The sequence below is a fragment of the Cellulosimicrobium sp. 4261 genome, from assembly GCF_040546915.1.
Taxonomy (GTDB): domain Bacteria; phylum Actinomycetota; class Actinomycetes; order Actinomycetales; family Cellulomonadaceae; genus Cellulosimicrobium; species Cellulosimicrobium cinnabarinum.
The window spans coordinates 135,729-161,417 of sequence record NZ_JBEPOQ010000009.1; the positions used below are offsets into that span (position 1 = coordinate 135,729).

The following is a 25,689-nucleotide window of genomic DNA, read 5'->3' on the forward strand; positions in this document are numbered from 1 at the left end:
CCGAACGCCGAGGAGATCGCATGTCGACCCCCGACCAGCCCGACCAGAACCCGCAGCAGCCCGGCGGGACGCCGTCCGGCCCGCCCGCCTACGGCGCGCCGCAGTCCGGCGAGCCGCAGCAGCCGCCGCAGGCCCCGCAGTACGGCGCCCCGCAGGCCCCGCAGTACGGCGCCCCGCAGGCGCCCCAGTACGGCGCCCCGCAGGCGGGCACGCCGTCGTACGCCGCCCCGGGCCAGGACCCGGGCAAGACGATGGGGATCGTCGGCCTCGTGCTGTCGTTCCTCGGCTGCCTCTCGATCGTGGGTCTGATCCTCAGCATCGTGGCCTTCAACAAGTCGAAGAAGGCCGGCTACAAGAACGGCCTGGCGCTCGCCGGCATCATCGTCGGCGCGATCGTGCTCGTCCTGACGATCATCGGCTCGATCGTGTTCTTCAGCACCGTCGGCGCCGTGACGCAGGAGGTCCTCGACGCCTGCTCCGGCGTGCCGTCCGGCACGGTCGTCGAGGTGCGTGGCGAGCCCGTCACCTGCCCCTGACCTCCCGGCGGCGACGCCGCTCCGCGAAGGCCCTCACCGCTCGGTGGGGGCCTTCGTCGTGCCCGCGGCGGCAGCGGCGGCCACCGGCTCGCTGTCGGCGGACGTCCGCGGCGCGCCGCCCCGCCGCGCCGTACCGACCGCGCATCCCGACGACGCCCGCCTCCCCCGGCGCCCGGTGCGGCTGCTTGCCCCTGCCGCGCATCGCGCGAGACCGCAGACGACGCGTGGGCGAACGAGGCCGACGCGTATCGCCGACGTGGCGTGGGACGCCTGGCCCCGGGAGCTGCGCGCGGCGACCGGGGCGAGCCGGGACGCGAGCTTCGACCTGGACGCCGCACCGACCACGCGTCCGCTGCAGGCGACCGTGCACGAGCTGGCGGTCACCGACGTCGTCCGTGCCGTCCAGGTCTCGTGAGCCGCGCCGCGGAGCAGCCGGGACGCCCGACGACGAGCGCTCCGCGACATGCGGAAGGCCGCCGGTCAGGACTCTTGTCCTGGCCGACGGCCTTCCACCGGTGGAGCTAGGGGGATTCGAACCCCCGACCTTCTCATTGCGAACGAGACGCGCTACCAACTGCGCCATAGCCCCTCAAGCGAGGAACAGATTAGCACCCCGAGGGCGGGGTCTCGCAAACCGGCCGCCCCCGGGGGGTCTACTGGCCCGCCGCCCGACGGCGCGCCAGGATCTCGTTGAGGTCGAGACCGAGCGTCTCCGTGGAGGGCTTGCGCTCGTCGCCCGCGGCGGGCGCCGGGGCGCCCGACGGGGCAGCGTCTGCGACGGCCGCGACCACGGGCTCGACGCGGGCCGACCGCGTCGGCGAGACGACGTCGTCGTCCGTGAGCGGGGCGGGCTCGCGGCGAGGAGCCGTGGGCTTCATGGTGTACGTCGGCGGGGGCACGGGCACGGGGTCCCACGCGCGGCCCGTCGGGACGCGCTCCGCGTCGACGACCTCGGCCTCGACGACCGGGGCCGTCTCGCGAGCGGTGGTCGGCTCGTCGGACGCTGGGGCGGGCTCCTCGGAGGCCGGGCCCTCGGTCGCACCGGACGCGGTGACCCGCTCGCGGGACGACGCGGCGGGCGCGCCCGCGTCGGCCGACGCCGCGGCGTTGGCCCGCGCGAGGTCCTGCGGCGTGACGCGCGGGATCATCTGCGTGCTCACCTGCGACCCGTGGACGGCGCGGCCGGTGACGCGCGGCCGCGCGCCCCGGGGTGCGGGCGGTGCGCCGAGCACGGCGCCGCGCGCCGCGCGGGCCGCGGCACGACGCTCGGCCAGCCACGCGGCGTCGGACCGCTGCGCGGCGAGCACCGCACGACGGCCGAGCACGAGCACCAGCCCGAGGAACGCCGTCGGGACCACGCCCGCCCACCACGGGACGAGCCCGAGCGCGACGACGACCCACACCCCGACGGTCGCGAGGAGCAGCACGACCGTGAGCGTGAGACGACGGCGTGCCGCGGCGGCGCGCCGCTCGAGGAGCTCGAGGCGGGACTGCTCGGAGGCCGGCTGACGGCGCGGCGGTGCCCCGCGCGAGGGTGACGCGCTGACGGTGCTCCCCATGGCGTGCGTTCCCTCCTCGTCGTGCGTCCGGTCCTCGGACCGGCCCTGCGTCCCCGTTCCCGTTCCCCCGAGCAGGGGGCGCCCTCCGCCACCGGCGGGACCGGAGGCGATCGCCGCGGCCGTCGTGACGCCGTCGAGCCGGGCGTCCCAGCGGTCGAAGCCCCCGCCGCCCGGGCCGGCGACGGCCAGGACGCGCAGGGAGCCGGAGAAGCGGTCGTCCGTGCGCGCGTCCAGCAGCTGCTGCCGGTGACGCACCCGGTGCGGGACGTAGAAGCCGACCCACAGCAGGAACACCGCGAGCGCGACGATCCCCGAGGCCGATTCCACATCACGACCGTAGGCGAGGCCCGCGGCCACGCTCCGCACGCGCCCCGGCGTGTCGGGCGGCTCAGATGCTCTCGCGGCGCGTCGCCTGCCAGCGCGCGAGGAGCCCGTCCGGGACCTCCTCGCTCGTGACGGCGAACGTCCGGTGGTCGCGCCACTCCCCCTGGATGTGCAGGTACCGCTCGCGGACGCCCTCGTCGCGCAGGCCCAGCTTCTCCACGACGCGCAGGCTCGGGCCGTTCTCCGGGCGGATGTTGATCTCGATCCGGTGCAGCCCGAGGATCGTGAAGCAGTAGTCCGTGGCCATCGCGACGGCGGTCGGGATGACGCCGCGGCCCGCGACGTGCTCGCTTACCCAGTAGCCGATGCTCGCACCGCACAGCGAGCCGTACGTGATGGACGACACGGTGAGCTGGCCGACGAGCTCGCCGTCCAGCTCGACGGCGAACGGCAGCGAGGACCCGGCGCGCGCCTGGGCCGACAGGACCCGGACGTACTCCGCGAACGTGGGCGGCCCGCCCGGCGTGCCGGGGCGGGGCGACGTGCCCTCCCACCGCTCCAGCCAGTCGGCGTTGCGGGCGCGCAGGCGCATCCAGGCGTTCGCGTCCCGACGCCGCAGCGGGCGCAGGACGACGGACCCGCCCAGCGTGTCGTCCCGCAGCGTCACGGGCCACGGCTTGGCGACGGTCCAGCCGCGGGCGATCTTGTGGGTCATGCGGCGGTGTACCGTCCTCGGCCTGTCGGTGGGCGTGGCGACGAGGACAGACGGTGCGCCCGACCCTCGGTGCACAGGGTGACACCACCGGGCGCCCGCGCGCCACCGACCGGTGACGCGGGCACCCGGTGGTGTCACCCGTGCGCTGTCCCGCGATCAGCCCAGCGTGACGACGACCGTCGCCTCCGTGCCCGCGGGCAGCGCGGGGATCGGGCTCGCCGGGTCGTGCTCGACGCCGTCGACCGTCACCGAGCGCACGCCCTTCGACACGTGGTCCGGGTTGCGGACCTCGATGTCGTAGACGGCGCCGCGCCACTCACGACGCACCTCGAACCCGTCCCAGTCCTTCGGGATCGACGGGTCGACGACCAGGCCGTCGAGCGCGAGGCGGACGCCGAGGACGTACTTGGTCACGGCGGTGTACATCCAGCCGGCCGTGCCCGTGAGCCACGGGTTCTGCGCCTTGCCGAACCACTCGTGGTCGCGGCCGTAGAGGAACTGGACGTACGCGTACGGCTCCGCCCCGCGGACCTCGATGTTGTCGTTCTGGTGGTACGGCAGGATCGCGTCGTAGAACTGCACCGCCTCGTCGCCGCGCCCGAGCATCGCCTCGGCGATGATCGGCCACGCGTTCGGGTGGGAGAAGATCGCGGCGTTCTCCTTGATGCCCGGGTAGACGCGCGTCACGAAGCCGACGGTGTCGTCGACCTTCGTGAACGCCGGCCAGTTGAGGTGGTTGCCGTACTCGGAGCCCAGGAGCTCGCGCACCGCGTCCATCGACGCCTCGCCGCGCTCCTGGGTCGTGATCCCCGCGATGACGGGCCAGGCCTGGTGCTCGAGGAAGATCTTGCCCTCGTCGTTCTGCGCCGAGCCGATCTTCACGCCGTCGCGCGTGTAGCCGCGGATCCACCAGCGCCCGTCCCAGAGCTGCGCGTCCGCGACCTTCGCGATGCGCTCGCGCTCCGCCGTGAACCGGACGACGTCCGCCTCGGCCCGCTCGTCGCCCGCCGCCGCGAGCGGCTCCGCGACCTCGAGGAACGCGCCGATCGCCCACGCGTGGAGGAACGTCACGAGCGACGTCTCGCCGCCGCCGAGGTTGAGGCAGTCGTTCCAGTCGGCGCGCAGACCGAGCGCGACGCCGTTCTGGCCCACCTGCTCCGCGGAGAACTCGAGCGCGCGGACGAGGTGGTCGTAGACGGTCGCGGGCGTGCCCTCGGCGAACGGGATCTCCAGGTCGAGGAACGCGCGGTCGCCCGTCTCCTTGACGTACTCCACGACCGACGGCACGAGCCACAGGTGGTCGTCCGAGCACGTGTCCTCGAGGCCGTGGATGAGGTCCTTCGGGTCGACCGTCGGGACGATCGTGGGCGACGGGACGTCGGGCAGCTTCTCCGCGTCGGGGTCGAACGCCTTGGGGTCGAACAGGTGCAGGCCGTAGCCCGCCTCCGTCTGGGCCCGCAGGAGCTCGACGATGCGCTGCCGCGTCTTCGTGGGGTTCGAGTGGATGACGCTCATGACGTCCTGCGCGGTGTCGCGGTAGCCGAGCCCGGCGCGCCCGCCCACCTCGACGAACGACGCGAACCGCGACCACACGACGCACGTCTCCGCCTGGAGCAGCGTCCACGCGTTGATCATCGTGTTCATGCCCTCGTGGGGCGTGCGGATGCGCAGCTTGTCCTGCTTGGCGCGCCAGAAGTCGCGCAGGCGCTCGCGCTCGTGGTCCACCGCCGCGACGTCCGAGTACTTCGTCTGGATCGCTCGCCCGACCGCGTCACGCGAGCCGTAGCCGAGCATGAAGACGAGGCGCTTGGTCTCGCCCGGCGCGAGCGTCACCTTGTGCAGCAGCGCGCCGCAGTGGTTCTGCGTCGTCGCGCTCGCGTTGGTGCCCTCGCCCCGCTCGATCGCGATCGGGTTGCTCTCGGTGCGGTACGGGCCGACGAAGCTGTCGCGCAGCGAGTCGTACGACGACGGCGTCTCGCTCGACGCGAAGTAGTGGTACGTCCAGGGCTCGTAGTAGAAGTCGTACTCGATGATCCCGTCCTCGTACGAGGAGCCGGACGCGTAGAGCGACATCTGCAGGTTCTGGTTGTCGATCGTGATCGTGTGGAACGAGAACTCGACGTACGACCCGACGGTGAGCTCGCGCACCTCGTCCGTCGTGTTGGTGACGCGCACGTCCCACAGCTCGACATCGTCGTCGAGGGGGATGAAGACCGTCTGCTCGGCGTCGATGCCCTTGTACTCGGAGCGGAACGTCGTGTAGCTCAGGCCGTGGCGCGTGGTCCAGCGCCCCGCGCCGCCGGCCGGGTCGAGCTCCTCGTCCGGCCCGACGAACGGCTTGCCGACCGGCTGCCAGGACACCGACCAGTAGTCGCCGTCCGCGTCGTCGCGCAGGTAGACGTAGTGGCCGGGGCGGTCGAGCGGCACCCCGTTCTGGCGGAAGCGCGAGATGCGCCCGTACTGCGAGCTCTTGTAGTACGAGTACCCGCCGCCGTGGTGCGACAGGACCGTGCACATGTCCTTGGTGCCGAGGTAGTTCGTCCACGAGACGGGGACGTCGGGGCGCTCGACGACGTACTCGTCGTGCGTGGTGTCGAAGTGGCCGTAGCGCATCGTTGCTCTGGTTCCTGTCCTGGGGTGGGGCTGGGGGCTGGGTGCCGCGGGGGTGCCGGGTGGGGGCGCGGGCGTCAGACGCCGGCGGTGACGAACCCCTGCAGCCACTCGAGGAGCTCGGCGGCCTTCTCGGGGGTGTCTGCCTCGACGAACATGCGCAGGACGGGCTCGGTCCCGGAGAACCGCAGGAGCGCCCAGTTGTCGTTCTCGAGGAAGATCTTGGTGCCGTCGAGGTGGGAGACCGAGACGACCGGGTACGGCCCGACGTGCGTGAGGGGCTGCGCCTCGAGCCGGCGCGGCACCTCGACGCGCATCTCCGGGGTGGCCGGCACGCCCGCCTCGAGCGTGTACAGGCGACCGGTGATCTCGTAGAGCATCGCGCGCAGCTCGGAGATCCGCTTGCCCGTGCGCGCGAGCATCTCGGCCACCAGGGCGCACGCGAAGATGCCGTCCTTGCCGAGGATCCAGCCGCGGATCGTCAGGCCGCCCGACGACTCGCCGCCGAGCACCGCGCCGATCTCCTCCATGCCGGCCGTCACGTGCTTGAACCCGACCTTGACCTCGCGCGACTCCTCGCCGAAGTGCGCCGCGAGCCGGTCGAGCAGGTGCGTCGTCGCGAGGTTGCGCACCACGCCGCCCTTCTCCCCGCGGACCTCGTGCAGGTACCAGTACAGGAGGAGGAGCAGGTCGTTCGTCGAGATGTACTCGCCCGTCTCGTCGACGATCCCGATGCGGTCCGAGTCGCCGTCCGTCGCCATGCCGAGGTCGTAGCGGCCGCCGCCCTGCTGGATCATCGTCACGAGCGTGCTGAGGCGCTGGAGGTCCGGTGCCGGCGCGACGCCGCCGAACAGCGGGTTGTGCGCCGCGTGGATGAACTCCGACCGCACGCGCATGTCGGACAGGATGGTGCCGAGCGTGAGCTGGCTCGTGCCGTACATCGGGTCGACCACGACCTGGAGGTCCGAGCCGCGGACCGCCTCGACGTCGATGATCCGCTCGATCGCGTCGACGTACGGGTCCGTGAGCGACCGGTCGACGACGACGCCCGTGCGGCGGGCCACGTCGATGTCGAGCGTGATGACGTCGTCGACCGAGAGCGCGTTCGCCTCGTCCTGGTAGCGGTCCGTCTCGTCGTCGAGCGGGAGCGAGCCGTCCTGGCGGAACACCTTCATGCCGTTCCACTCGGGCGGGTTGTGGCTCGACGTGACGATGATGCCGTAGGCCGCTCCGAGGTAGGGCGCGGCGAACGTCACGAGCGGGGTCGGGACGTCGTCGGGCAGGAGGGTCACCGCGATGTTGTTGCCGGCGAAGACCTCGGCCGCGGCGATGGCCGACTCGCGCGAGAGGAAGCGGCGGTCGCCGCCGATCACGACGCCCTTCGCGTCCAGCCCCCGGCGGATCGTCTCGTTCGCGATGGCCTGGCACAGCCGGCGCACGTTGGCGAGCGTGTAGCCCTCGCCGATGACCGCGCGCCAGCCGCCGGTGCCGAACACGATCTTCGTGTCGGTGTTCTTCTTCGGCACGAACAGGCGCTTGAGGACGATGTCCGCCGCCTGGGCGAGCTCGTCCGGGGTGTTGATGCCGCGGACCTCGTCCACGTCGACGCTGCGGTACGACGAGATGCGCTTGCCCGCCCCGATGACGCGGCGGGCGAGCTCGGTGAGCCGGTGCTCGCCGTCGGCCGCCATGCGCTCCAGCTCCCCGAACAGCAGGCGGGGGGCCGCGACGTACGCGCCCACGTTGATCTCGGTGCGCGGCTCGGGAGCAGCGTCCGCGACCTCGGACGACTCGAGGATCGCCGTGATCTCGCCCCCGGCGCGTACCACGCGCCCGTACCCGTCCGGGTCGTCGACGACGGCGGAGAGCAGCGACAGGTCGGCGCCCGTGAGGGTGTGCCGCGTGAGCAGCCCGAGGAGCGACTCGGAGCGCAGCAGCGGCGTGTCCGCGTAGGCGACGAGGACCGGCTCGTCGACGCCCGGCCCGAGCACCGACGCGACCGCCTCGCGCGCCGCGAGGACCGCGTCGCCCGTGCCGAGCGGCGACTCCTGCTCCACGTAGACGACGTCCTCGCCGAGCAGCTCGCGCACGGTCGGGTCGTCGGGCGACACGACCACGACGATGCGGCCCGCGTCCACGACGCGGCGGACGTTCGCGACCGCCAGCTCGACGACCGTCGCGTCGCCGAGCGGCCGCGACAGGAGCTCGCGCGACGCGTCGTCGTGGCCTGCGGCGAGCACGACGGCGGCGCGGCCCGTCCTCGGGTGGGCGCCCCCTCGCGGGGTGGTCGCGGTGGGGTTCGCGGTCGTCGCGGTCATGGCGTCCTCACTGTCGGCACCTCTGTCGGACGGCGACCCATTTGTCAGGAGTCCGAACTACTGGCTCCCTCCGATCATAGGCACCCGGGACGCGTGCACGGAACCCGCTCCGGGCGTCCGGGGCCGAAGGTCACCCGCGCGGCGTCGGCGCGGAGGCGCGCGCCGGGTGACAATAGGGACATGAGTGGCCCGGTCCAGCCATACCCCCTGCACGGAAGCATCGAAGCCGAGGACGCGAAGGAGATCCTCCGCAAGGCCATCCGCACCCACCGCCAGGCGCGGTCCGAGCGGCTCCGCAAGGAAGCGGACGCCGCCATCGCCGACGTCGTCGAGACCATCCCCGAGGTCGCGGCCGCCACGTGCGTCGCGACCTACGCCGCGCGTCCGGGCGAGCCGGGCACGTCGGCGATGCTCGAGCGTCTCGCCGCGCGCGGCGTCCGCCTGCTGCTGCCCGTGCTCGGCGCGGGGCTCCAGCGGGACTGGGCCGTCTACGACGGCCCCGCCGACCTCCAGGTCCGCGCACCCGGGCGGCCTCCCGAACCCGGCACCCCGACCCTGGGCCCGGAGGCGATCGCCGAGGCCGACGTCGTCGTCGCCCCCGCGCTCGCCGTCGACTCGCGCGGCGTCCGGCTCGGCCAGGGCGGCGGGTGGTACGACCGCGCGCTCGAGCACGTGCGCCCCGGGACGAAGGTCGTGGCGGTCGTCTTCCCGGAGGAGGTCTACGACGCGAGCGACCGACCGCTGCCCGTCGAGCCGCACGACCGCACGGTCGACGCCGTCGCGACACCCCTCGGGTGGCGCTGGCTGCCGTAGCGGCCCGTGCCGTCCTCCCCCGGGGCGATCTCCGCCCCCGGGGAGGCTCCGAGCCCCGACGCCGCTACGGGACGAGGGTGAGCTCGTCCTTGCTCGCCTCGGCGACGGCCTCGGTGGAGAACGGCCACGTGTAGGTCTCGCCACGGGCCCAGGTCGAGAGCTGGTCCGCGTAGTGCTTCGACGCCGGGTGGCCCGAGGTGCCCGTGACGGTCACCCACGTCGAGCGGTCGAGGTCGCCGAGGTCGACGACCATGCGCATCGACGGGCCGGCCGTCACGTCGAACGACCCGGACGCGGCGTCCCACGCGGTCGCGTTGACGATCGACGAGCCACCGGGCATGCCCACCGGGGCGGGGTTGACGAAGTCGCGCACCGGCCCCGGGATCGACTCGCCGCCCAGCACCGGGTGCTCCAGGGCGAGCACGTGGATCTTGCCCCACGCCCAGTCCGACGGCTGCTTGCTCTGCTCGACGGTGAGGTCGAGGCGCGCGGAGACGAGCGCCTGCGTGAGCACCTCGTCGCGCGTCTCGACGACGCTGACCGTCTGGCGGTCGTCCCAGAACGGGTCGGTCGGGTTCTCCAGGAGGTTCTGCACGACGGCGAGCCAACGGCTCCCGCCGCTCGGGCGCGCCGACTCGGGCAGGTCGTCCCAGAAGGTGAGCTGGAGCAGGTTCCGCCACACGGCGGCGAAGTACGCCGCCGCGGCGGAGTCGGTGTCGGTCCGGTAGTCCCAGCCCGCGAGGAGCTGCTGGCCCTCGGCCGCGAAGTCGTCGTCGATCTCCTGCTCGAGCAGAGGCTGCACGAGCACCTCGGCGTACGGGCTGCGGTCGTCGACCTGGACCTCGTTCATCGTGTCGACGTCCACGGTGCGCCCGGCCGCGATCTCGGCCTCCAGGAGCTGACGGATGCGCTGCGAGCGGTACCCGTAGTCCCAGTCGGTCGTGAGGAACGGCGCGACGCCGTCCGGCAGCACGGCCTGGTTGGCGGCCACGATGAAGCCCTCGGCCGGGTCCACGACGCGCGGCATCTCCTCGCTGGGGACGTAGCCCTGCCAGTCGTAGCGCTCGTCGGACCCGTCGCGCGGCCACGTGCCGTCGGAGGGCACCTCGGCGTCGGGGACCGCCTGGCGGACGGGGATCTTGCCCGGAGCCTGGTAGCCGATGTGGCCGTCCGCGGTCGCGAAGACGATGTTCTGGGCCGGCACCTCGAAGAGCGCGGCGGCCGCCTGCATGTCCTCGGCGTCCTGCGCGAGGTTGAACGCGAAGACGGCGTCGGCCGTGCGGCCCGGCTCGAGCGCGGTCCACTGGAGCGCGACGGCGTACTCCCCCAGCCGCGTGTCCAGCGCGGGCGTGTCGACCGCCGCCTCGGTCGCCGGGATCGCCTCGGAGACGATCGGGCCGTGGAGCGTCGAGCGGACCTCGATCTCGATGTCGTCGCCCCCGGCGACCCGCAGCGTCTCGGTGCGGGTCTCCAGCGGGACCCACTCGTCGCCGCGGAGGTAGGTGTCGTCGCGCACGCGCTCGACGAAGAAGTCGGTGACGTCGGCACCCATGTTCGTCAGGCCCCAGGCGAGCTGGGCGTTGTGCCCGATGACGACGCCGGGGAATCCCGCGAACGAGAAGCCCGCGACGTCGAACCCGCACGCCGGGGAGACCTCGTTGCAGTGCAGCCCCACCTGCGCCCAGATGCCGGGCGCCCCGAGCGCGAGGTGCGGGTCGTTCGCGAGGATCGGCTTGCCCGACGCCGTGTGCTCGCCGGACACGACCCACGAGTTCGAGCCGGTGCCCTCGCCGCGGCCGATGAGCACGGGGACGGCACCGAGGGCGCGGTCCGCGGCCTCGAGCGCGGCCTGGAGGTGGTCGGAGCCGTACTCCGCACGGGCCTGCGGACCGAGGTCCAGCGCGACCTGCTGCGGGTTCTCCAGCTCGCCGGGGTCGAGGATCGGCGCGTTGAGCTCGGACGGGTAGGCGGGGAACAGCTCCGCCACGCGCGCCGCGTCCTGGATCGTCCCGTAGGCCAGCGCGCGGTCGAGCTCGTCGTCGTAGTTGCCCCGCAGGTCCCAGGCCATCGCCTTGAGCCAGGCGAGGGAGTCGACCGGGTCCCACGGCTCGGGCTCGGCGACGTCGACCTGGAGGCCCAGCACCGTGTACTCGAGCGCGATCTCCGACGGGCTGCGGTTCTCCAGGTAGGCGTTCACGCCCTCCGCGTACGCCTGGAGGTACGCCTTCGTCTCCGGGGAGACGACGTCCCACTCCTCCTCCGCGACCTGGCGCCAGCCGAACGTGCGCGTGACCGTGTCGGCGGCGATCGCGTCCGGGTTGTCCCCGACGAGCTCGGCGAGCCGCCCCGAGGTGACGTGGCGGCGGTAGTCCATCTCGAAGAAGCGGTCCTGCGCCTGGACGTAGCCCTGGGCGCGGAAGAGGTCCTCGGGGGTGTCGGCGTAGATCTGCGGGACGCCCTGGGCGTCGCGCAGCACGGTCACCTCGCTGCCGAGCCCGGGCACGGAGATCTCGCCGGACGCCTGCGGCAGCGGACGCCGGACGGTGACCACGACGAACGCCGCACCCGCGACGAGCGCGACGACGAGCAGCGCCGCCACGCCGATCAGGACGCGCCGGCGCGCGGACCGGCGACGGCGCCGCGGCGGGGCCGACGCCTCGCCCGGGGTCGCGGGGTCGGCACCGGTGACGGGGTCACCGGCAGGGGCCTCGGCGGGTTCGTGCGCAGACACGGATGCGAGACTACCCCGGCCCTGCCCGGGCGCCGGTCCGCGTATGATTAGCACTCGGAAGTTTCGAGTGCCAGGCGGTGTTGACACCGTCGACCAGGCCGAGACCGTCCCGATCCCGACCCGCCGGTGGCCGCCTCGACGGCCGTCTCGTGAACGAGGAGAACCCGTGCCCACCTACGCGTACACCTGCACCGCCTGCGGTCACGCCTTCGACATCCACCAGTCGTTCAGCGACGACGCCCTCACCGTGTGCCCCGAGTGCTCGGGCCGCCTGCGCAAGGTGTTCTCCTCGGTGGGCGTGACCTTCAAGGGCTCCGGCTTCTACCGCACGGACTCGCGGTCCGGCGGCAAGACGTCGACGGCGCCCGCCGCCTCGACGTCCAGCGCGTCGTCGTCCTCGTCGTCGGGGTCGTCCTCGTCGTCGGGCGGCACGAGCTCGAGCGGCACGTCGAGCAGCTCCGCCGCGTCGTCCTGACCTGACGCGGCGCCGTCGGGCTGCTCGCCCCGGGCTCGGCCGGCTGCTCGGCCGGGCCGGCGCCGACGCCCCACCGCTGCGCGGCCGACCACAGCGGGTCGGTCGGCGCACGGTGCGCGGGTCCCCGCGCCGCGTCGTCCACAGGTCGTCGCGCATCGCGTCCGCCGGCCCGCCGCGCGCGGCTACGGTCGCGCCATGCCTCTCTCCTCCCGCCCGCCCGGCCCGTCGACCCGCCCCGGTCGCACCGCCGCGCGGCGACGCCTGCTGCACGGCCTGTGGTGGCGGTCCCGGTACGTCGTCGCGGCGCTCTGCTGCGGGCTCGCGGCGTCGGTCGTCGTCGGCGCGCTGCGGCCCCCGCCCCCGCCGACGACGACCGCCGTCGTGACGGCCCGCGCCGTGCCGCCCGGCACCACGCTGACGGCACCCGACGTGCGGGTGGACCACGTCCCGGCCTCCCTCCTGCCCGCCGGGGCACCGACCCGGGCCGACGACGTCGTCGGGCGCCGCGCGACCGTCGCCCTGCCGGAGGGCACGCTCCTCCAGGACGGCCTGGTCGCCGGCGGGGAGCTCTCCGCCGGGGCGCCCGACGGGACCGTGGTCGCACCCGTCCGGCTCGACCCGGGCGTCGCCGCGCTCCTCGGGCCGGGCGACCGCGTCGACCTGCTGGCCGCGGGCGACCCGGCGCTCGCCCCGGTGCCGACGGACGTCGCGGACGCGGGGACCGCTCCCCCGCATGATCCGTACCTGGCCCGCGCCGCGGTCGTCGTGCCGGCGCCCGAGCCCGACGACGGCGGAGGGCTGCTCGGCACCGGTGGGTCGGGCTCCGACGTCGTGACGCTCGTCGCGGTGCGCCCCGAGGAGGCCGTACGGCTCGCGGCCCGGACCGGCCACGCCCCGGTCACGGCGGTGCTGGTGCCCTGAGGACGTCGCGGGACCGGCCGGACCCGACCCCGCCGGGCCGAACCGTTGCCCCGTGCCCCGCACGTTGGCAGGATCGCGCGTGCACGCGCCGTGGCACCGTCGTGACGCGCGATCGTCGACAGGAGAGGGAAGCAGCACATGAAGGGCGTGTTCCAAGGGTTCAAGGAGTTCGTGCTCCGCGGCAACGCGATCGACCTGGCGGTCGGCGTCGTCATCGGGGCGGCGTTCTCCGGGGTCGTCACGGCGATCGTCGAGGACTTCATCAACCCCCTCATCGGGGCGATCTTCGGCAAGCCCGACCTCACCGGCCTGTGGGACATCACGCTGCGCGCCGGAGACGCGGCGAAGGACATCCCGCCCTCCGTCATCTCCGTCGGCGGGGTCCTCAACGCGATCCTCCAGTTCCTCATCATCGCCGTCGCCCTCTACTTCGTCATCGTCCTGCCGATGAACAAGCTCGCGGAGCGACGCAAGAAGGACGAGGAGCCCGAGCCCGAGGCGCCGGCCGAGGACGTGCGCGTGCTCCAGGAGATCCGTGACCTCCTCGCCGCCCAGGCGGGCGGCGGACCCGGCGCGGCAGCGGGCGGGATCGCACCCGGAGGGCCGACGCCCCCGCGCCACCTCTGACGCGGCCGGCGCTCACGAGCAGGTGGTCGCCCGGCGGGCCGTCAGTGGCGCCCGTAGTGGGGCGGCACGTCGCCCAGCAGGCGGTCGTCGTTCTCGCCCGGCGCGCCGCGGCGCGGCGCCGCCTCGTCGCCCCATCCCTCGGCGCGCTCGTCGGCGCTCGTTCCGGGCACCACCGTGCTCTCGGTCCCCCGCCGCACGACCCGGCGCGGACGCCGACGGTGCCCGGTCTCGGGACGGTCGCGCGCGTCGTCGGGCAGGTGCTGCGGGTCGGGGCTCGGGTCGGCGGTCGTGCTCACGCCTCCCATGGTCCCACCGGCGGGCTGCTACAGGTCCTCGTCGCCGTGCTGCTCGTCGTCGTCGAGCACCGGCACGACGACGATCCGGTCACCACCGCCCGTCTGCGCGACGCCGCCCGTCTCCGGGAGCCGCGCGTCGCGCACGGCCTGCACGACCCGCCGGATGCGCTCGGCCTCCTTGGCGGGGTCGAGGAACGCCGCGGCGGACCAGACCTGCGCGACCGTCCAGCCGATGCGCTCGAGCCGCTCGGCGACCTGCCGGTCGCGCACGCGGACGCTGCGCTCGGCGACGTACGCCGCGTCGTCGGTGAGGACGGCGACGAGGAGCTCGCCGGGCAGGTCCGGGTGGCCGACGACGAGCGGGATGCGGTCGCCGTCGCCGATGCCGTAGTCGGTCTCGACGACGAGCCCCGCGCGCCAGAGCCGCTCGGCGAGGTCCAGCACGAGCCGGTCGGGGCTGCCGCCGAGGTCGACGCCGTTGCCCAGCGTGACCTGGTCGGCGGCGCCGCTGCGCTGCTCGGCCAGGTCGAGGACCTCGGCGAGCAGCCGGGCGCCCGCGCCGCGCAGGCGCTCGGGGTCGAGGTCGCCCGCGGTGAAGCACGAGACGACGTGGAGACGCCGCCGCGTCGCCCCGACGGCGTCGAGCAGCATGGCCTCGGCGCCCGGGGTGTTGAGGATGCCGAACCGGTGCAGCACGCGGCCGTGCGGCGTCCGCCCGAAGCCGACGGACAGCACGATCGTGTCGCGCACGAGCCCGGCGACGCCCGAGACGTCCGCGACGACGACCGGCTCGGCGCGCGCGCCGGAGAAGAACCCGGCGAGCGCCGGGTTCTGCCGGACCTCGACGAGGAGCGCGTCGCGGATGCGGTCGGCGTGCAGGGGCGTGACGGTGACGATCGCGAGGGACTCGTCCGGCCGGGTGAGCGCGTGCTCGATCGCGACCTCGACGACGCGATCGACCTCGGCCTGCGTGCTCTCGACCGCGCCGGACGCCGTGTCGGGCATCCCGGCACCGTCGACGACGTCGAGCTGGACGAGGACCTCCGCGCGCGGCAGCGGCGACGGGCGCAGGACCCCCGCATAGCCGTGCTCGGCGAGGAACGTGGTGACGAACGGGTCGCGCCGCGAGCCGTCGGCGAGCAGCTCGACCGTGGGCAGGAGCTCGGCGAGCTCGCGCACGGTGTCCGTGGACGCGGCACGCGGGTCGCCGACGGCGACGACCTGGCGCCCGCGGGCGAGCGCCGACAGGACGAGCTCGACGGGCGTGTGCTCGATCGCGTCGAGCACGACGAGGTCGACGGTGCGGGTCGCGGGCACGAGGTGCGGGACGAGCGTCGGGGTGGCGACGAGCACGGGACGCAGCCGGCGCAGCACGGCGGGGTGCTGCTCCGCCGTCTCGCGCAGGCTCACGAGCCGGCCCTCGAGCAGCTCGGTGAAGAGGGCCTCCGCCTCGTCGCGGTGCTCGCGCATCGCGGTCCCGAGGTGGTCGCGGACGGCCGCCCGGACGGGTGCCGCGAGGGACGCGACGTGCGCGCGGTCGAGCTCGCGGAACCGGCGCGCGAGCGCGTCGAGGCCCGCGCCGTCCTGCCCGGCGAGCGCCTGGTCCTGCGCGAGGATCTGCTCGAACACCGAGCTCCACCAGGCGAGCTCCAGCTCGGGGCCGACCTCGTCGGCCTCGACGCGGCGCGCTGCGAGGTCGGTGAGCAGCTCGCCGAGGCCGAGGTCGGTGAGCCGGTGCTGGATCGCGGTCCGCGCCGGGAGCGCGTCGAGCGCGGCGGCGTCCTCGGCGAGCGCGTCGAGGCGGGCGGCGAGCGCGTCGAGCGGCACGTCGAGCAGGCCTCCGCCTGCGGGCGTGCCCGCGAGCACCGGCTCGAGCTCCTCGACGTCGATGCGGACGGCCTCGTGCGTGTCCTCGATGGCCGACAGCCCCTCGGGCAGCACGGGCCAGCCGCCGCGGGGGCACTGCTCCTGCCAGACGGCGCGCTGCGCCTGCACCTCGACGAGCGCGGCGTGCAGGTCGGGCACGCGGACGCCGGGCCGCACCATGTCGCGTGCCTGACGGCGCAGCCGGCGACGCGCGAACCAGCCCATCTCGATCCCGTGCTGCTCGCGCCACTGCTTCGTCGCGGTGGCCTCCACCATGTCCTGCGCGGTGCGCTCGAAGATGAGCGGCTGGAACACGTCGAGCGTCCCGCGCATCCCGCCGAGCATCGTGAGCTGGTCGCCCCACTGGCGGAGCGTCGTCGCGGTGGTGAGCCCGGTGCGCTCCGCGACCTGCTCGACCTGCGCACGCAGCTGCGGCAGCGTGTGCACACGCAGCCGTTCGACGCGCACGAGGGCGTCGTGCGCCTCCTGCGGCGTCGTGAGCGCGGCGCCGTGCCAGGGGGTCGACGTCGCGCGCGCGGTGAAGGCGCCGAGCATCGCGGCCTCGCGCAGCTCCGCGGCGACCCGCTCGCGCTGCGGCCCGACGCCGAGCACGACCTCCGTCGAGAGGCGCACCCGCGTGTCCGGTGCCGGTCGCTCGGCGGTGAGCCGGGCGAGCGCCTGGAGCGCGTCGTAGGCCGACACGCCCCACGGGTCGCGGACGAGGTGCAGCGCCTCGATGTACCCGGCGAGCCGGGCGCGCGCGCCGAGCAGGGCGTCGCGCGTGCGCACGAGGTCGTCGTCCTCGACCGGCTCCGGCTCCGTCGCCATCGCGGCGAGCAGCCGGTGCGAGGCGGTCTCGCGCCACGTCGGCTCGGGCGCGACGTCGAGCGCGAGCCCGCCGAGGCCCAGCGCGTCAAGGCGGGCCAGCAGCGCGTCGGCGGCGCGGCGGTGGCCGGGGACGTAGAGGACGTGGCGTCCCGACGCCGCAGCCTCCGCGACGACGGCGGCGAGCGTGCCCGCGACGTCGGACCCGGTGGGGGCGTCGACGAACAGGTGCGAGCCGCTCGCGAGGACGTCGACGACGTGCCGCTGGGACGGGTCGAGGTCGCCCGCGCCGCGCTCGAGCACGGGGTCGGCGTCGCCGACGCGCGGTGCCGGGAGTTCGGCCCGCAGCGCGGCGGCGGACCGCTCGTCCCCGGCGAGCGCGGCGACGACCTCGTGCCGCTCGAGCGCGGGCGCGAGCTCGTCGAGGTCGTCGACCAGCACCTGGCCCGGGTGCACGAACGTGCCGACGAGGACCCGGTGGGTGAGGTCGAAGTCGTCGAGGACCGCCTGCCCGAGGGCCGCGATCCGCCGGGTCGCGTCGCCCGGGTCGAAGCCCGCGCCGGTGAACGTGGACCGCGCCAGGGTCACGGGGTCGAGCAGCGCTCCGTGCGCACGGAGCGTGCGCGCGAGGAGCGGGTTGATCTCGGCGGTGGGCTCGAGCGTCAGCTCGTAGTCCGTCTCGCCGTCGCCGCGGGGCGTGACGGTGAGGGGGCGCAGCAGGACGGGCGCGCGCACCGTCCGGGGCGCGGGCTCCTCCTCGGGGCCCACCACGCCGTCGGACCGGTCGCCGGGGTGCGCGAGCTGGGTGTCCTCGGCGTCGGGTGCCGCCGCCGCGGGCTCCGGGTCCGTCGGGGCGCTCGCGTCCCCGTCGCCGGGCACCACCGTGGGCGCACGACCGGCGACGCGGGCGAGCGCGGCGACGTCGTCCTCGGCGAGGGGCGCCGTCGGGCTCTGGGTCCAGGTCGCGACGCCGATGGCGAGGTACGTGGGGGCGACGCCGTAGCGCTGCGCGTGCTCGGCGGCCCGCACGACGACGGCGCGCGCCCGGCGACGGGCGGCGGGCAGGGAACCGCCCTCGCGGAAGAGGTTGGACAACCGGGTCGGCCGCCCCGCGAAGAGCTGCGCGACGCCCGAGGGGTGCGCGGCGGTGAGGTCGACGACGGCGTCGCCGAGGAGAGAGACGTCGGCGAGCGACGACCCCCCGGCGAGCTCGACGAGCCCGGCACGCCAGCGGGCGACCGCCTCGTCGACGAGGTCGGACGTCGTGGGCTCGGGCACGAGCACGGGGCGCGACGGCGTCACGTCGGCGGGCTCGGCGTCCGGCTGGTCGGTTCCGCCGGGAGGGGTCGAGGGCAGCCGAGCAGGATCGGCCACGCTCCGGGCGGCTGAGCTGGTGCGGGCTGCGGCATTCACCCTCCGACGCTAACCGGCCGCCTCGCGCCGCTCGGCGCGGCGCGCCGGGGAGGCCGCGACCCGCTGCGCCGCACGACGACGGGCGGCGACCCCAGCGGAGCGGGGCGGCACCTGGACGACGAACGGCCCCGGATCACGAGAATTCGTTTTCCGAGGCCGTCGTTCCCAACGATTCCGAGAGGAACTCCCGGAGAAGTGTGAAACAGCGCGCACCGCGCAGGGGGCAGGCGATGCGCGCTGTCGAGAACTATTTTGCACGGCCGGGACAGCAGGCGTCAACACGGCCCGGAGCGCTGGACGCTCGATCACCGGACGAGACGCGGAATGGCCTGAGAACGACCTGGACGAGCGTCCACGAGAAGCGCGGAATTCCGGGCGTCCGGACCCCTCGTCGCGGGAGGAGGAAATGTGGTGCGCATCACATCACGGCTCGCCGCACGGGGTCGGACCGACCACGACGACCCTCGGCAGGATACGGCCCTCCCCCGCGGTCCGGCGCGGCGGAGCGCCGCGCGAGCCCACCGGTCCGGCGTCCGGCACCGTGACCGGCGACGTCACAGGATCTTCCCGGATCCTCTGAGGACCGGGCACGGCCCCCGTGAGCGAGGTCCACACGGGCGTCCTACCGTGGAGGGACGCCCGTGGCCCGACGCCGGTCCCTGGCGCGCGGCCGTCACGGCCGGTGGCGGCGGGCGGACCAGCCCGTCCGACGACCGGAAGCCAGCACCACGTGACCACGCCCTCCGACAGCCCCCGCCTCGACCGCGACGCCACCCGCGTCCCGCGCGACGAGCCCGGCCCCGACGCCGGGACCCCCGCGGGACGGACCACCGCGGAGCCGGCGCCCGAGAAGGAGCGCGAGGCCCCCGCCCGCCTCTCGCTCACCCAGGTCATCGCGAGCGCGCTCGCCGCGGTGAGCACCACCGTGCTCCTGTCCTACTTCGGGACCGCCGGGACCATCATCGGCGCCGGCATCGCGAGCGCCCTGACCGTCGTCGCGAACTACGTCTACACGCGCTCGATCCAGAAGACGCGCGAGCAGCTCGTGCCCGTCGTCGGCAAGGTCGTGCAGGCCACGGCGGGCACGGGCACCACACGTACCCGCACCACGACCGCGGTCGCGTCGGTCCCCCGCGGAGCGGTCGAGCCGGATGGGCAGGCGGACACCGTCGAGACGGCGGTGGCCACCGCCGTCGGCTCGGGCGGGACCGGCGACGAGGTGGCCCAGGCGGGCGAGGCGGACGACCCCGCGGGTGGCCCGAACCGCTGGCTGCGGCTCGTGGACCGGTACGGGCGCGGCCGCGTGCTCACCGTGACGGCGCTCGCGCTGTTCGTGGCCGTCATGGGCGTGGTCCTCGTGGTCGAGCTCGTCATCGGCAAGCCCCTCGCGGACGCCGTCCGCGGCGTCGAGGGATCGGGGACGACGATCAGCCGCGAGCGCACCCCGAGCAGCGAGGACCCGGCGACGCCGGCGCCCAGCGCGCCCTCGCAGGACCCGGCGACCGTCCCGACGCCGGGCCCGAGCCCGTCGCCGTCGACGGCGCCGTCCGACGAGCCGTCAACGACCCCCGCTCCTGCACCGGAGCCGACGGTGGATCCCACACCCGAGCCGACGCCGCCGGAGACGCCCGCGCCGACGCCCTCGCCCGGCCCGGGCGAGGGCGCCGGAGGCACGGGCGGTTCCGGCGGCGCCGGCGGAACCGAGTCCGAGGCGGAGACCGGGGCGGATGACGGGAGCACCGGGACCGCGCCGACGCCGTCGACGCCCGGCACCGGGCACGTCCCGGCGCCCGCGTCGGCCTAGCCGACCCAGGCAGCCGGACGGCGGCCGCACGCGAGAGAGCCCCGCAGTCCCGTCCGGGAGTGCGGGGCTCTGCCGTCTGCGGCGCCTACCGCAGGATCGCGTCGATGCGCTCGGCACAGTCCCCGCCGGCGCGTCCCGCCTCGTCGACGACGACGGACGCGAGCTCGCGCAGGCGGACGTTCTTGTCGTTCGAGACCTGCTTGAGGCGGGCGAACGCCTCGTCGGCGCTCACGCCGTGGGTGGCGATGAGGATGCCCTTGGCCTGCTCGATCGGGCCGCGGCCCTCGGCGGCCGCGGTGATGTCCCGGCGCGCACGCTCCTGCGCGCGCCCCGCGACCGTCGTCGTGATGTCGACGAAGTAGCCCAGCAGCTCGACGACCTCACCCGACTCGCGGTCCCGGCGCCCCTGCCCCACGAGGACGACGTACCGCTCGACGCCGTGGGCGTCCATGATGCGGTGCACGCTCGAGAAGGGCTCGCCCGTGGCCTCGGCGTGGTCGAGGACCGCACGGACGTGCTCGCGGTCGGCGGGATGCTTGTGCGCCAGGACGAGCTCGGTGGTCGGCACCACGTCGCCCGGCTCGAACCCGTGGACCCGGTACGTCTCCGACGACCACCACCAGGTGCCGGTCTCCAGGTCGAGGCGGTACTGGCCGATCTTCTGGCCCGTCTCGCGGGTCAGGGACGGGTCGATGGCATGGTCGTCTACGGACATGTCGGTGCTCCGTCTTCTCCAGAGGATGAGGAGCCAGGTCCAGACTCAACCCTTCGACCGTACTCCCGAACCGTGAAGTCCGACAGGTGGCGAGCACGGGGAGACGGTTCTTAGGGTGTCCTTGCGGCCGAGGTGCCGCAGGGGGCACCGGCCCGTGAAGAAGCCCGCAGCCGGTGCACCTCTGACCGACCAGCGCTCGACCAGAGATCGAACGGCGGCCGTCGCCCAGGCGGGCTCCGCGTGCGCCGCACCGGGACGCGCACGACCGGCCCCGGTGCTGTCTACGCTGAGCGGGTGAACCACGTGCCGGACGAGGGACCGTTCTTCCACGGGACGAAGGCCGACCTGCGGGCAGGTGATCTGCTGACCGCGGGGTTCCGGTCGAACTACCAGCCCGAGATCGTCATGAACCACGTCTACTTCACCGCGCTCGTCGGCGGCGCCGCGCTCGCCGCCGAGCTGGCGGCCGGCGACGCCGCCCCGCGTGTCTACGAGGTCGAGCCGACCGGCCCGTTCGAGGACGACCCGAACGTCACCGACAAGAAGCTCCCGGGCAACCCCACGCGGTCCTACCGGAGCAGCGCGCCCCTGCGGGTGGTCCGTGAGGTCGCCGAGTGGCCACGCCTGAGCCCCGAGGAGCTCGCGAGCTGGCGCGCGCGCCTCACGGCTCTGCGGACCGAGGAGCGCGGCGAGATCATCAACTGACCAGAGCGTCGTGCGGATGACGACCGGGCCGACGTCCCGCAGCACGCGCACACCTGCCAGGGTCGGTGACGGGCGTTCGACCTCTGTCCTGCTCGGTGCGCCTGGCCAGATTCGAACTGGCGACACCCGCTTTAGGAGCGCGGTGGTCTAGATCGCGTCGTCGCAGGTCAGCGCACATGTGCTATAGCAGCGGGGGAGGTTTGGGGGAGCCCGAGAAACGCCAGACGTTTCCGCAGGTCACAGGGCTACCTAATGCCGTGGGTATCGGGTAGATACCGCTCTCTTCACCAACCCCGCATAACAGACGATTCTCGTAGACACCCCCATCTCGCCCATATGTCTGCAACCGGCACGGGGTGTCTGGTCATGGTCTGGCAAACGGGGTGCGCGTGTCAAAGTCAGAGCATCATCGCAAGGGTCCGGGTGAAAGACTCGACGCTGCGAACAGAAGCCACCTCGGCCCTGCTTGAATCCCAGCATGGTTGTTTTCGTCGATACCTCGAGGCCAGAACTCCCGGCGGTGACCCTTACCTGGGGTGATGTCTACCCCGGGAGCTCCAAGGCCGGTGACGCGTTCTTCGAACCTGACTGGGTCCCGGAGGTCCAGTTCCTGGTCGGGCGCAACGGCAGCGGCAAGACCCGCATAGCCAAGGCGATGACTACCGCGATGCGCGTCGCGGGGAGAACGGTTCACTATCTGTCGGCAGACCGACTTGCGGGGATCAGCGCGTACGCCTACGCCACAGGTGGCGCTGGAGGTTACCCGCAGGAGTACAAAGGGGCGGGAACCGACGACTGGGCGAAGCAGCAGTCGAAACAGGCCGCCGAAAGCTGGGGCACAGCCAACGACACGCTTCACGTCCTGCGCGAGCAGCCGGACACACTCCTTCGCCTAGCAGCCCTCGTCCGGCGGGCCTTCGGGCGTCGCCTACGCCTGGCGGAGAAGTCCGGGTTCCTGGACCCCGTGGTCGAGCTCGACGGGCAGCAATACAGCCTTCTGCGGGAAGAGGGGCACGGCCTGCGCGAGCTGGTCATCCTGCTCACAGCCGTCTATCGCACCGACTGGGAACTGCTCCTAGTGGACGAGCCGGAACTCCACCTGCACCCGTCGCTGTCGCGACTTTGGCTCCAAGAACTGCAAGCCGAGTGCCGCAGCTCTGGTCGCCGCGCGGTTGTCATCACCCACGAGCCGAGACTCCTAACCCCGACGACCTGGGACGACATGACCGCGATCTGGGTGACCCAACCCCAGAAGGAGCCGACCCGGCTCGGCGAGAAGGTCCCTGTCAGTCGCAGGGCGGACGTCGAGCAGTCGTTGTCCGAGAATCCGCAGCTCGTAGGCGACCTGGTCTTCAGCCCGCGACCTGTCCTCGTCGAAGGCGTCGGTGACGTCGCAGCGTTCACAACCACCGCCAGCAGAGTGTGCGCGAGAGAAGAGGCCGCGCAGACAGACTTCATCGCCTGCGGCGGGAAGAGCAAGATCCCCCTGTGGTTGCAGATCGCCCGGGATGCGCACCTCGACGTGAGGGTCATCGCAGACCTGGACGCACTGTTCGACACAACCGTCAGGGCGGCCGTCGACCCGCTGCCACTGGTCAGGCAGGCGTACGCCGACGACCTTCATCTCACCACGGCGAGCACCCCCAGGGCGCTTCAACCCGTAACTGAGGCGATCGGCCAGTCTCAGCATGTGCCAGTGAACGACACCGACCGCGCCCGTGCTGCTGCTGCACTTGACAAGGAGTCCCCTGGCGGCAGGCGCCTGAGTGCGGTCTTGGGTGTGTGGCGTCGTGCGGGTGTGTGGTTGCACCCCGAGGGGGCCATCGAAGATGTGCTCGGTATGCCCGAGCACGCGAAGAGCGTGAACGAGCTACGTAATGCGGCGGCAGCATCCGACGCACTGACGGAAGCGGTCACATGGGCAGTGCACCGCAATGGCGCGGACGTCGACCTGTTCGAGCTGTTGACGCTCGAGGTCGAGCGGGTGGGCACCGCGCTTCTCGCCGAGCTTCGTTACTCACCGGAGGCCACGTTCGATCACCCAGTCGGGCCCACTGCCGAAACTGACGAGCGACTGGTCTCCGTCGCGCACGTCAAGGAGGGTGTTCACCGGCTGACCGTGCGCTCCCCCGCCCGGTACAAGGGCTACTGGGTGGAGATCGACCGGGGCACACCTGTCGCAGAGTGGAACCTCCAGCCACCAGTCGGCGACGGGCCGAGTTCGTAGTTCGCGAAGACTCAAACGGGGTTGTCACCGCTCAGACTGTTCCACCCCTTTCCGTGCCGGTCGCGCCTAATCCCTCGCTGGCGATCGATCCAGTCGCGCCACGCAAACCTTCCAGCAGCTGGCGCCTGGTGGGATGTGGAGCCGTGCCCGATCCCCGCTCTCGCACGGGGTAGTCGGAGTACCGGGTGACCGCTTGCCACAAGGTGGTCCCCGGAGCCACGACGATCGAGTGAGCTCCGCCCAACCCTCTGTCGCCCCACCATGTTTCTGGTGTTGGATTATCGACCGCGGCAAAGAGGCGCGCACGGGCATCTTCTGTCAAGGGCGCCCGCTCCCCTAGCGCTTCGACGTTTCCGAGTCGCCCTGGTAGTGGGGGACCCGCATTCGGCCCGGTGGTTGCGGCGTCAAGGTCAGATGCGACCTCACTGAGCTCGTCGTTTCCTAGGGGCACCCCGCCTTCGTGCATGAGCCGGAGAGATTGTTGCCGTTCGTCTTCCCGACGGTGCTGTTCCTCTACCTTGGCTGCGGCAGCATGTGCATGTTCTAGGGCTACCTGCGACTTCCATCGCCCGTCTGGCAATTGCCTGTCGGGTGGTGCCAGACGGTGCCTGCGGGACTCGTCGCTGTACGGACCCCAGCGGTCCCACTCGGCGAGATTCACTCCACCGAAGGACGCGTGCTCCTTGAACACCGATTGGCGAACTCTCCCAGCGCCTCCGCTGGGCCTCTGTCAGAGCCAACCCCGAGAGGTACGCCTCAACAACTTCATGTCTTCTGGTGGTACGTAGGTCTTCCGCAGGTGCGAGCGAGTTTGCGTGGACCGACGCGGCGCTTAGCCTGTTCGTGCCGAGGTCTCGGTCTTCGAGGTCGGCCAGCACACCGGCCGGTTGCGGGGTGCCACCCTTGATGCGCTGCTTGCCGCCAGGCTTCGTCTGGTACTGGTTGCTGCCGACACCACCCATGATCTATCGCTCCTTGTCTGCACCCGCACGGTGAGGGTGCTCACCTACATGAACCGTCACGGGTTCTCTGCCGCTTCCTTGTGATGAAGGATGGCGAGATGCCGAAGAAGTATGACCCCGAGGTCAAGGCTCGGGCGGTGCGGATGGTGCGTGAGCACATGGGCGACTACGGGTCGGTGACGGCGGCGTCGGTCGCGGTCGGCGCCCAGCTCGGGATCGCGCGGGAGTCGTTGCGCCGCTGGGTGGCGCAGGCCGATATCGACGACGGTGCCCGACCGGGTGTGACGTCGGCGGAGTCGGAGGAGATCCGCCGGCTGCGGGCGGAGAACAAGCGACTGGCCGAGGCGAACGCGATTCTGCGTGCGGCCTCGATTTTCTTCGCGGGAGAGCTCGACTCCCGCGGCCGCTGATCATGGGGTTCATCGATCGGATGAGACGCCAGGGCTTCGCGGTCGAGTCGGTCTGCACCGTCCTGCGTGAGCAGGGAGTGCAGGTCGCCGCGAGAACCTACAGGTCCTGGGCGGTGGCGCCACCGGCAGCCCGGACGGTGTCCGACGCGGCCGTCGTTGACGCGATCCGTTCGCTGCGCGTGGACGCCCAGGGGCGGGCGACGCCGGAGTCGCTCTACGGGCGGCGCAAGACGACCGCGATGCTGCGCCGCCAGGGTCTGGTGGTGGCGCACTGCACGGTGGACCGGTTGATGCGTGAGCACGGCTGGAACGGGCTGCGACGCGGCCGGGCGCACCGCACCACGATCCGGGCCAAGGACGGGGTGCGGGCCGGGGACCTGCTCAACCGCGACTTCCGCGCGCCGGCGCCGAATCGGGTCTGGGTGGCCGACTTCACCTACGTCCGGACCTGGGCCGGGTTCGCCTACGTCGCGTTCGTCGTCGACGTGTTCGCCCAGCGCATCGTCGGGTGGCACGCGATGAGCACGCGCCCGACCGACCTCGTCCTGGTCCCGCTGCGCATGGCCTGCTGGGCCCGTGACCAGCAGCAGCACCCGATCGTCGCGGGGCAGCTGACGGCGCACTCGGACGCCGGGTCTCAATACGTGTCCGTGCGCTACACCGAGCACCTGGCACTGCAGGGAATCGCCGCGTCGATCGGCACCGTCGGGGACGCCTACGACAACTGCCTGATGGAGTCGATCGGGACTGCTGCAGGAACGGTTGACACGGGGTTAGTGGTGATCATGCCGCAAGGGCGGCGTTCTGGGCGGTGAAGGCGAGCTCGTACTCGACCGG

Annotated in this window: 17 protein-coding genes, 1 tRNA gene and 1 pseudogene; 10 read left to right on the plus strand and 9 right to left on the minus strand. The window is 73.1% G+C overall.

The annotated features are described in order from the left end of the window. The first annotated feature begins 20 nt into the window (after positions 1–20). Both ABIE39_RS12995 and ABIE39_RS13000 read left to right on the plus strand, forming a co-directional pair. Positions 21–536, plus strand: coding sequence for a DUF4190 domain-containing protein (locus tag ABIE39_RS12995; RefSeq protein WP_074808066.1), 516 nt, complete (start codon positions 21–23; stop codon positions 534–536). A gap of 256 nt (positions 537–792) precedes the next feature. Then, on the plus strand, positions 793–951 hold the full coding sequence (locus ABIE39_RS13000; protein ID WP_209829465.1) for a hypothetical protein: 159 nt from the start codon (positions 793–795) through the stop codon (positions 949–951). Between the two features lie 101 nt (positions 952–1,052). Here the strand turns inward: ABIE39_RS13000 and ABIE39_RS13005 are convergent. From ABIE39_RS13005 to ABIE39_RS13025, 5 genes are all read right to left on the minus strand, one after another. Continuing rightward, positions 1,053–1,125: transfer RNA gene (locus ABIE39_RS13005), tRNA-Ala, on the minus strand. Positions 1,126–1,189: 64 nt separating this feature from the next. Then, positions 1,190–2,422, minus strand: a complete 1,233-nt coding sequence (locus ABIE39_RS13010) for a hypothetical protein (protein ID WP_175008947.1) — start codon at positions 2,420–2,422, stop codon at positions 1,190–1,192. A 61-nt stretch (positions 2,423–2,483) separates the two neighbouring features. Further along, on the minus strand, positions 2,484–3,134 hold the full coding sequence (locus ABIE39_RS13015; RefSeq protein ID WP_021479886.1) for a GNAT family N-acetyltransferase: 651 nt from the start codon (positions 3,132–3,134) through the stop codon (positions 2,484–2,486). 156 nt (positions 3,135–3,290) lie between these two features. After that, positions 3,291–5,747 carry a glycoside hydrolase family 94 protein gene (locus ABIE39_RS13020; protein ID WP_354052066.1) on the minus strand — a complete coding sequence of 819 codons (2,457 nt, stop codon included), beginning with the start codon at positions 5,745–5,747 and terminating at the stop codon, positions 3,291–3,293. 74 nt (positions 5,748–5,821) lie between these two features. Then, positions 5,822–8,062, minus strand: a complete 2,241-nt coding sequence (locus tag ABIE39_RS13025; RefSeq protein WP_354052068.1) for an NTP transferase domain-containing protein — start codon at positions 8,060–8,062, stop codon at positions 5,822–5,824. Between the two features lie 180 nt (positions 8,063–8,242). On the opposite strand from ABIE39_RS13025, the gene ABIE39_RS13030 reads away from it, so the two are divergent. After that, on the plus strand, positions 8,243–8,875 hold the full coding sequence (locus ABIE39_RS13030) for a 5-formyltetrahydrofolate cyclo-ligase (RefSeq protein ID WP_034654285.1): 633 nt from the start codon (positions 8,243–8,245) through the stop codon (positions 8,873–8,875). A 64-nt stretch (positions 8,876–8,939) separates the two neighbouring features. On the opposite strand, the gene ABIE39_RS13035 is transcribed toward ABIE39_RS13030, so the two are convergent. Further along, positions 8,940–11,483: a penicillin acylase family protein gene (locus ABIE39_RS13035; protein WP_502914868.1), complete on the minus strand. Its 2,544-nt coding sequence runs from the start codon at positions 11,481–11,483 to the stop codon at positions 8,940–8,942. Positions 11,484–11,772: 289 nt separating this feature from the next. On the opposite strand from ABIE39_RS13035, the gene ABIE39_RS13040 reads away from it, so the two are divergent. The 3 genes from ABIE39_RS13040 to mscL all read left to right on the plus strand — a co-directional run bounded on the left by ABIE39_RS13040 (position 11,773) and on the right by mscL (position 13,629). Further along, positions 11,773–12,081 carry an FmdB family zinc ribbon protein gene (locus ABIE39_RS13040; protein ID WP_175008951.1) on the plus strand — a complete coding sequence of 103 codons (309 nt, stop codon included), beginning with the start codon at positions 11,773–11,775 and terminating at the stop codon, positions 12,079–12,081. Positions 12,082–12,276: 195 nt separating this feature from the next. Further along, complete coding sequence (locus ABIE39_RS13045) at positions 12,277–13,002, plus strand: SAF domain-containing protein (RefSeq protein ID WP_354052070.1); 726 nt, start codon at positions 12,277–12,279, stop codon at positions 13,000–13,002. 138 nt (positions 13,003–13,140) lie between these two features. Further along, positions 13,141–13,629, plus strand: coding sequence for a large conductance mechanosensitive channel protein MscL (gene mscL / locus ABIE39_RS13050; protein ID WP_354052072.1), 489 nt, complete (start codon positions 13,141–13,143; stop codon positions 13,627–13,629). A 41-nt stretch (positions 13,630–13,670) separates the two neighbouring features. Here the strand turns inward: mscL and ABIE39_RS13055 are convergent, their stop codons facing one another. Beyond that, the gene (locus tag ABIE39_RS13055) at positions 13,671–13,925 is read right to left on the minus strand and encodes a hypothetical protein (RefSeq protein WP_354052073.1); all 255 of its coding nucleotides are present in this window, start codon (positions 13,923–13,925) and stop codon (positions 13,671–13,673) included. A 27-nt stretch (positions 13,926–13,952) separates the two neighbouring features. Beyond that, positions 13,953–17,990: a PDDEXK-like endonuclease domain-containing protein gene (locus tag ABIE39_RS13060; RefSeq protein ID WP_354052075.1), complete on the minus strand. Its 4,038-nt coding sequence runs from the start codon at positions 17,988–17,990 to the stop codon at positions 13,953–13,955. Positions 17,991–18,759: 769 nt separating this feature from the next. Here ABIE39_RS13060 and ABIE39_RS13065 point away from each other — a divergent pair. Further along, positions 18,760–19,833 carry a hypothetical protein gene (locus ABIE39_RS13065; protein ID WP_354052077.1) on the plus strand — a complete coding sequence of 358 codons (1,074 nt, stop codon included), beginning with the start codon at positions 18,760–18,762 and terminating at the stop codon, positions 19,831–19,833. A gap of 85 nt (positions 19,834–19,918) precedes the next feature. On the opposite strand, the gene ABIE39_RS13070 is transcribed toward ABIE39_RS13065, so the two are convergent. Beyond that, positions 19,919–20,548 (minus strand): ANTAR domain-containing protein, encoded by a 630-nt coding sequence (locus ABIE39_RS13070; RefSeq protein WP_255437211.1) that lies wholly within the window; start codon positions 20,546–20,548, stop codon positions 19,919–19,921. 294 nt (positions 20,549–20,842) lie between these two features. On the opposite strand from ABIE39_RS13070, the gene arr reads away from it, so the two are divergent. The 3 genes and pseudogenes from arr to ABIE39_RS13085 all read left to right on the plus strand — a co-directional run. Then, positions 20,843–21,253 carry an NAD(+)--rifampin ADP-ribosyltransferase gene (arr, locus tag ABIE39_RS13075; protein WP_354052079.1) on the plus strand — a complete coding sequence of 137 codons (411 nt, stop codon included), beginning with the start codon at positions 20,843–20,845 and terminating at the stop codon, positions 21,251–21,253. 478 nt (positions 21,254–21,731) lie between these two features. Then, positions 21,732–23,480 (plus strand): ATP-dependent nuclease, encoded by a 1,749-nt coding sequence (locus tag ABIE39_RS13080; protein ID WP_354052081.1) that lies wholly within the window; start codon positions 21,732–21,734, stop codon positions 23,478–23,480. Between the two features lie 1,060 nt (positions 23,481–24,540). Then, positions 24,541–25,595 (plus strand): annotated as a pseudogene (locus ABIE39_RS13085) (IS3 family transposase); the annotation flags it as partial. Positions 25,596–25,689: the final 94 nt, after the last annotated feature.

Bases quoted from the DNA above. Each gene is read 5' to 3' on its own strand.
- ABIE39_RS13070 (WP_255437211.1), bottom strand. From the start codon at position 20,548: ATGTCCGTAGACGACCATGCCATCGACCCGTCCCTGACCCGCGAGACG.
- ABIE39_RS13015 (WP_021479886.1), bottom strand. From the start codon at position 3,134: ATGACCCACAAGATCGCCCGCGGCTGGACCGTCGCCAAGCCGTGGCCC.
- ABIE39_RS12995 (WP_074808066.1), top strand. From the start codon at position 21: ATGTCGACCCCCGACCAGCCCGACCAGAACCCGCAGCAGCCCGGCGGG.
- mscL (WP_354052072.1), top strand. From the start codon at position 13,141: ATGAAGGGCGTGTTCCAAGGGTTCAAGGAGTTCGTGCTCCGCGGCAAC.
- ABIE39_RS13020 (WP_354052066.1), bottom strand. From the start codon at position 5,747: ATGCGCTACGGCCACTTCGACACCACGCACGACGAGTACGTCGTCGAG.
- ABIE39_RS13045 (WP_354052070.1), top strand. From the start codon at position 12,277: ATGCCTCTCTCCTCCCGCCCGCCCGGCCCGTCGACCCGCCCCGGTCGC.
- ABIE39_RS13030 (WP_034654285.1), top strand. From the start codon at position 8,243: ATGAGTGGCCCGGTCCAGCCATACCCCCTGCACGGAAGCATCGAAGCC.
- ABIE39_RS13080 (WP_354052081.1), top strand. From the start codon at position 21,732: ATGGTTGTTTTCGTCGATACCTCGAGGCCAGAACTCCCGGCGGTGACC.
- ABIE39_RS13025 (WP_354052068.1), bottom strand. From the start codon at position 8,062: ATGACCGCGACGACCGCGAACCCCACCGCGACCACCCCGCGAGGGGGC.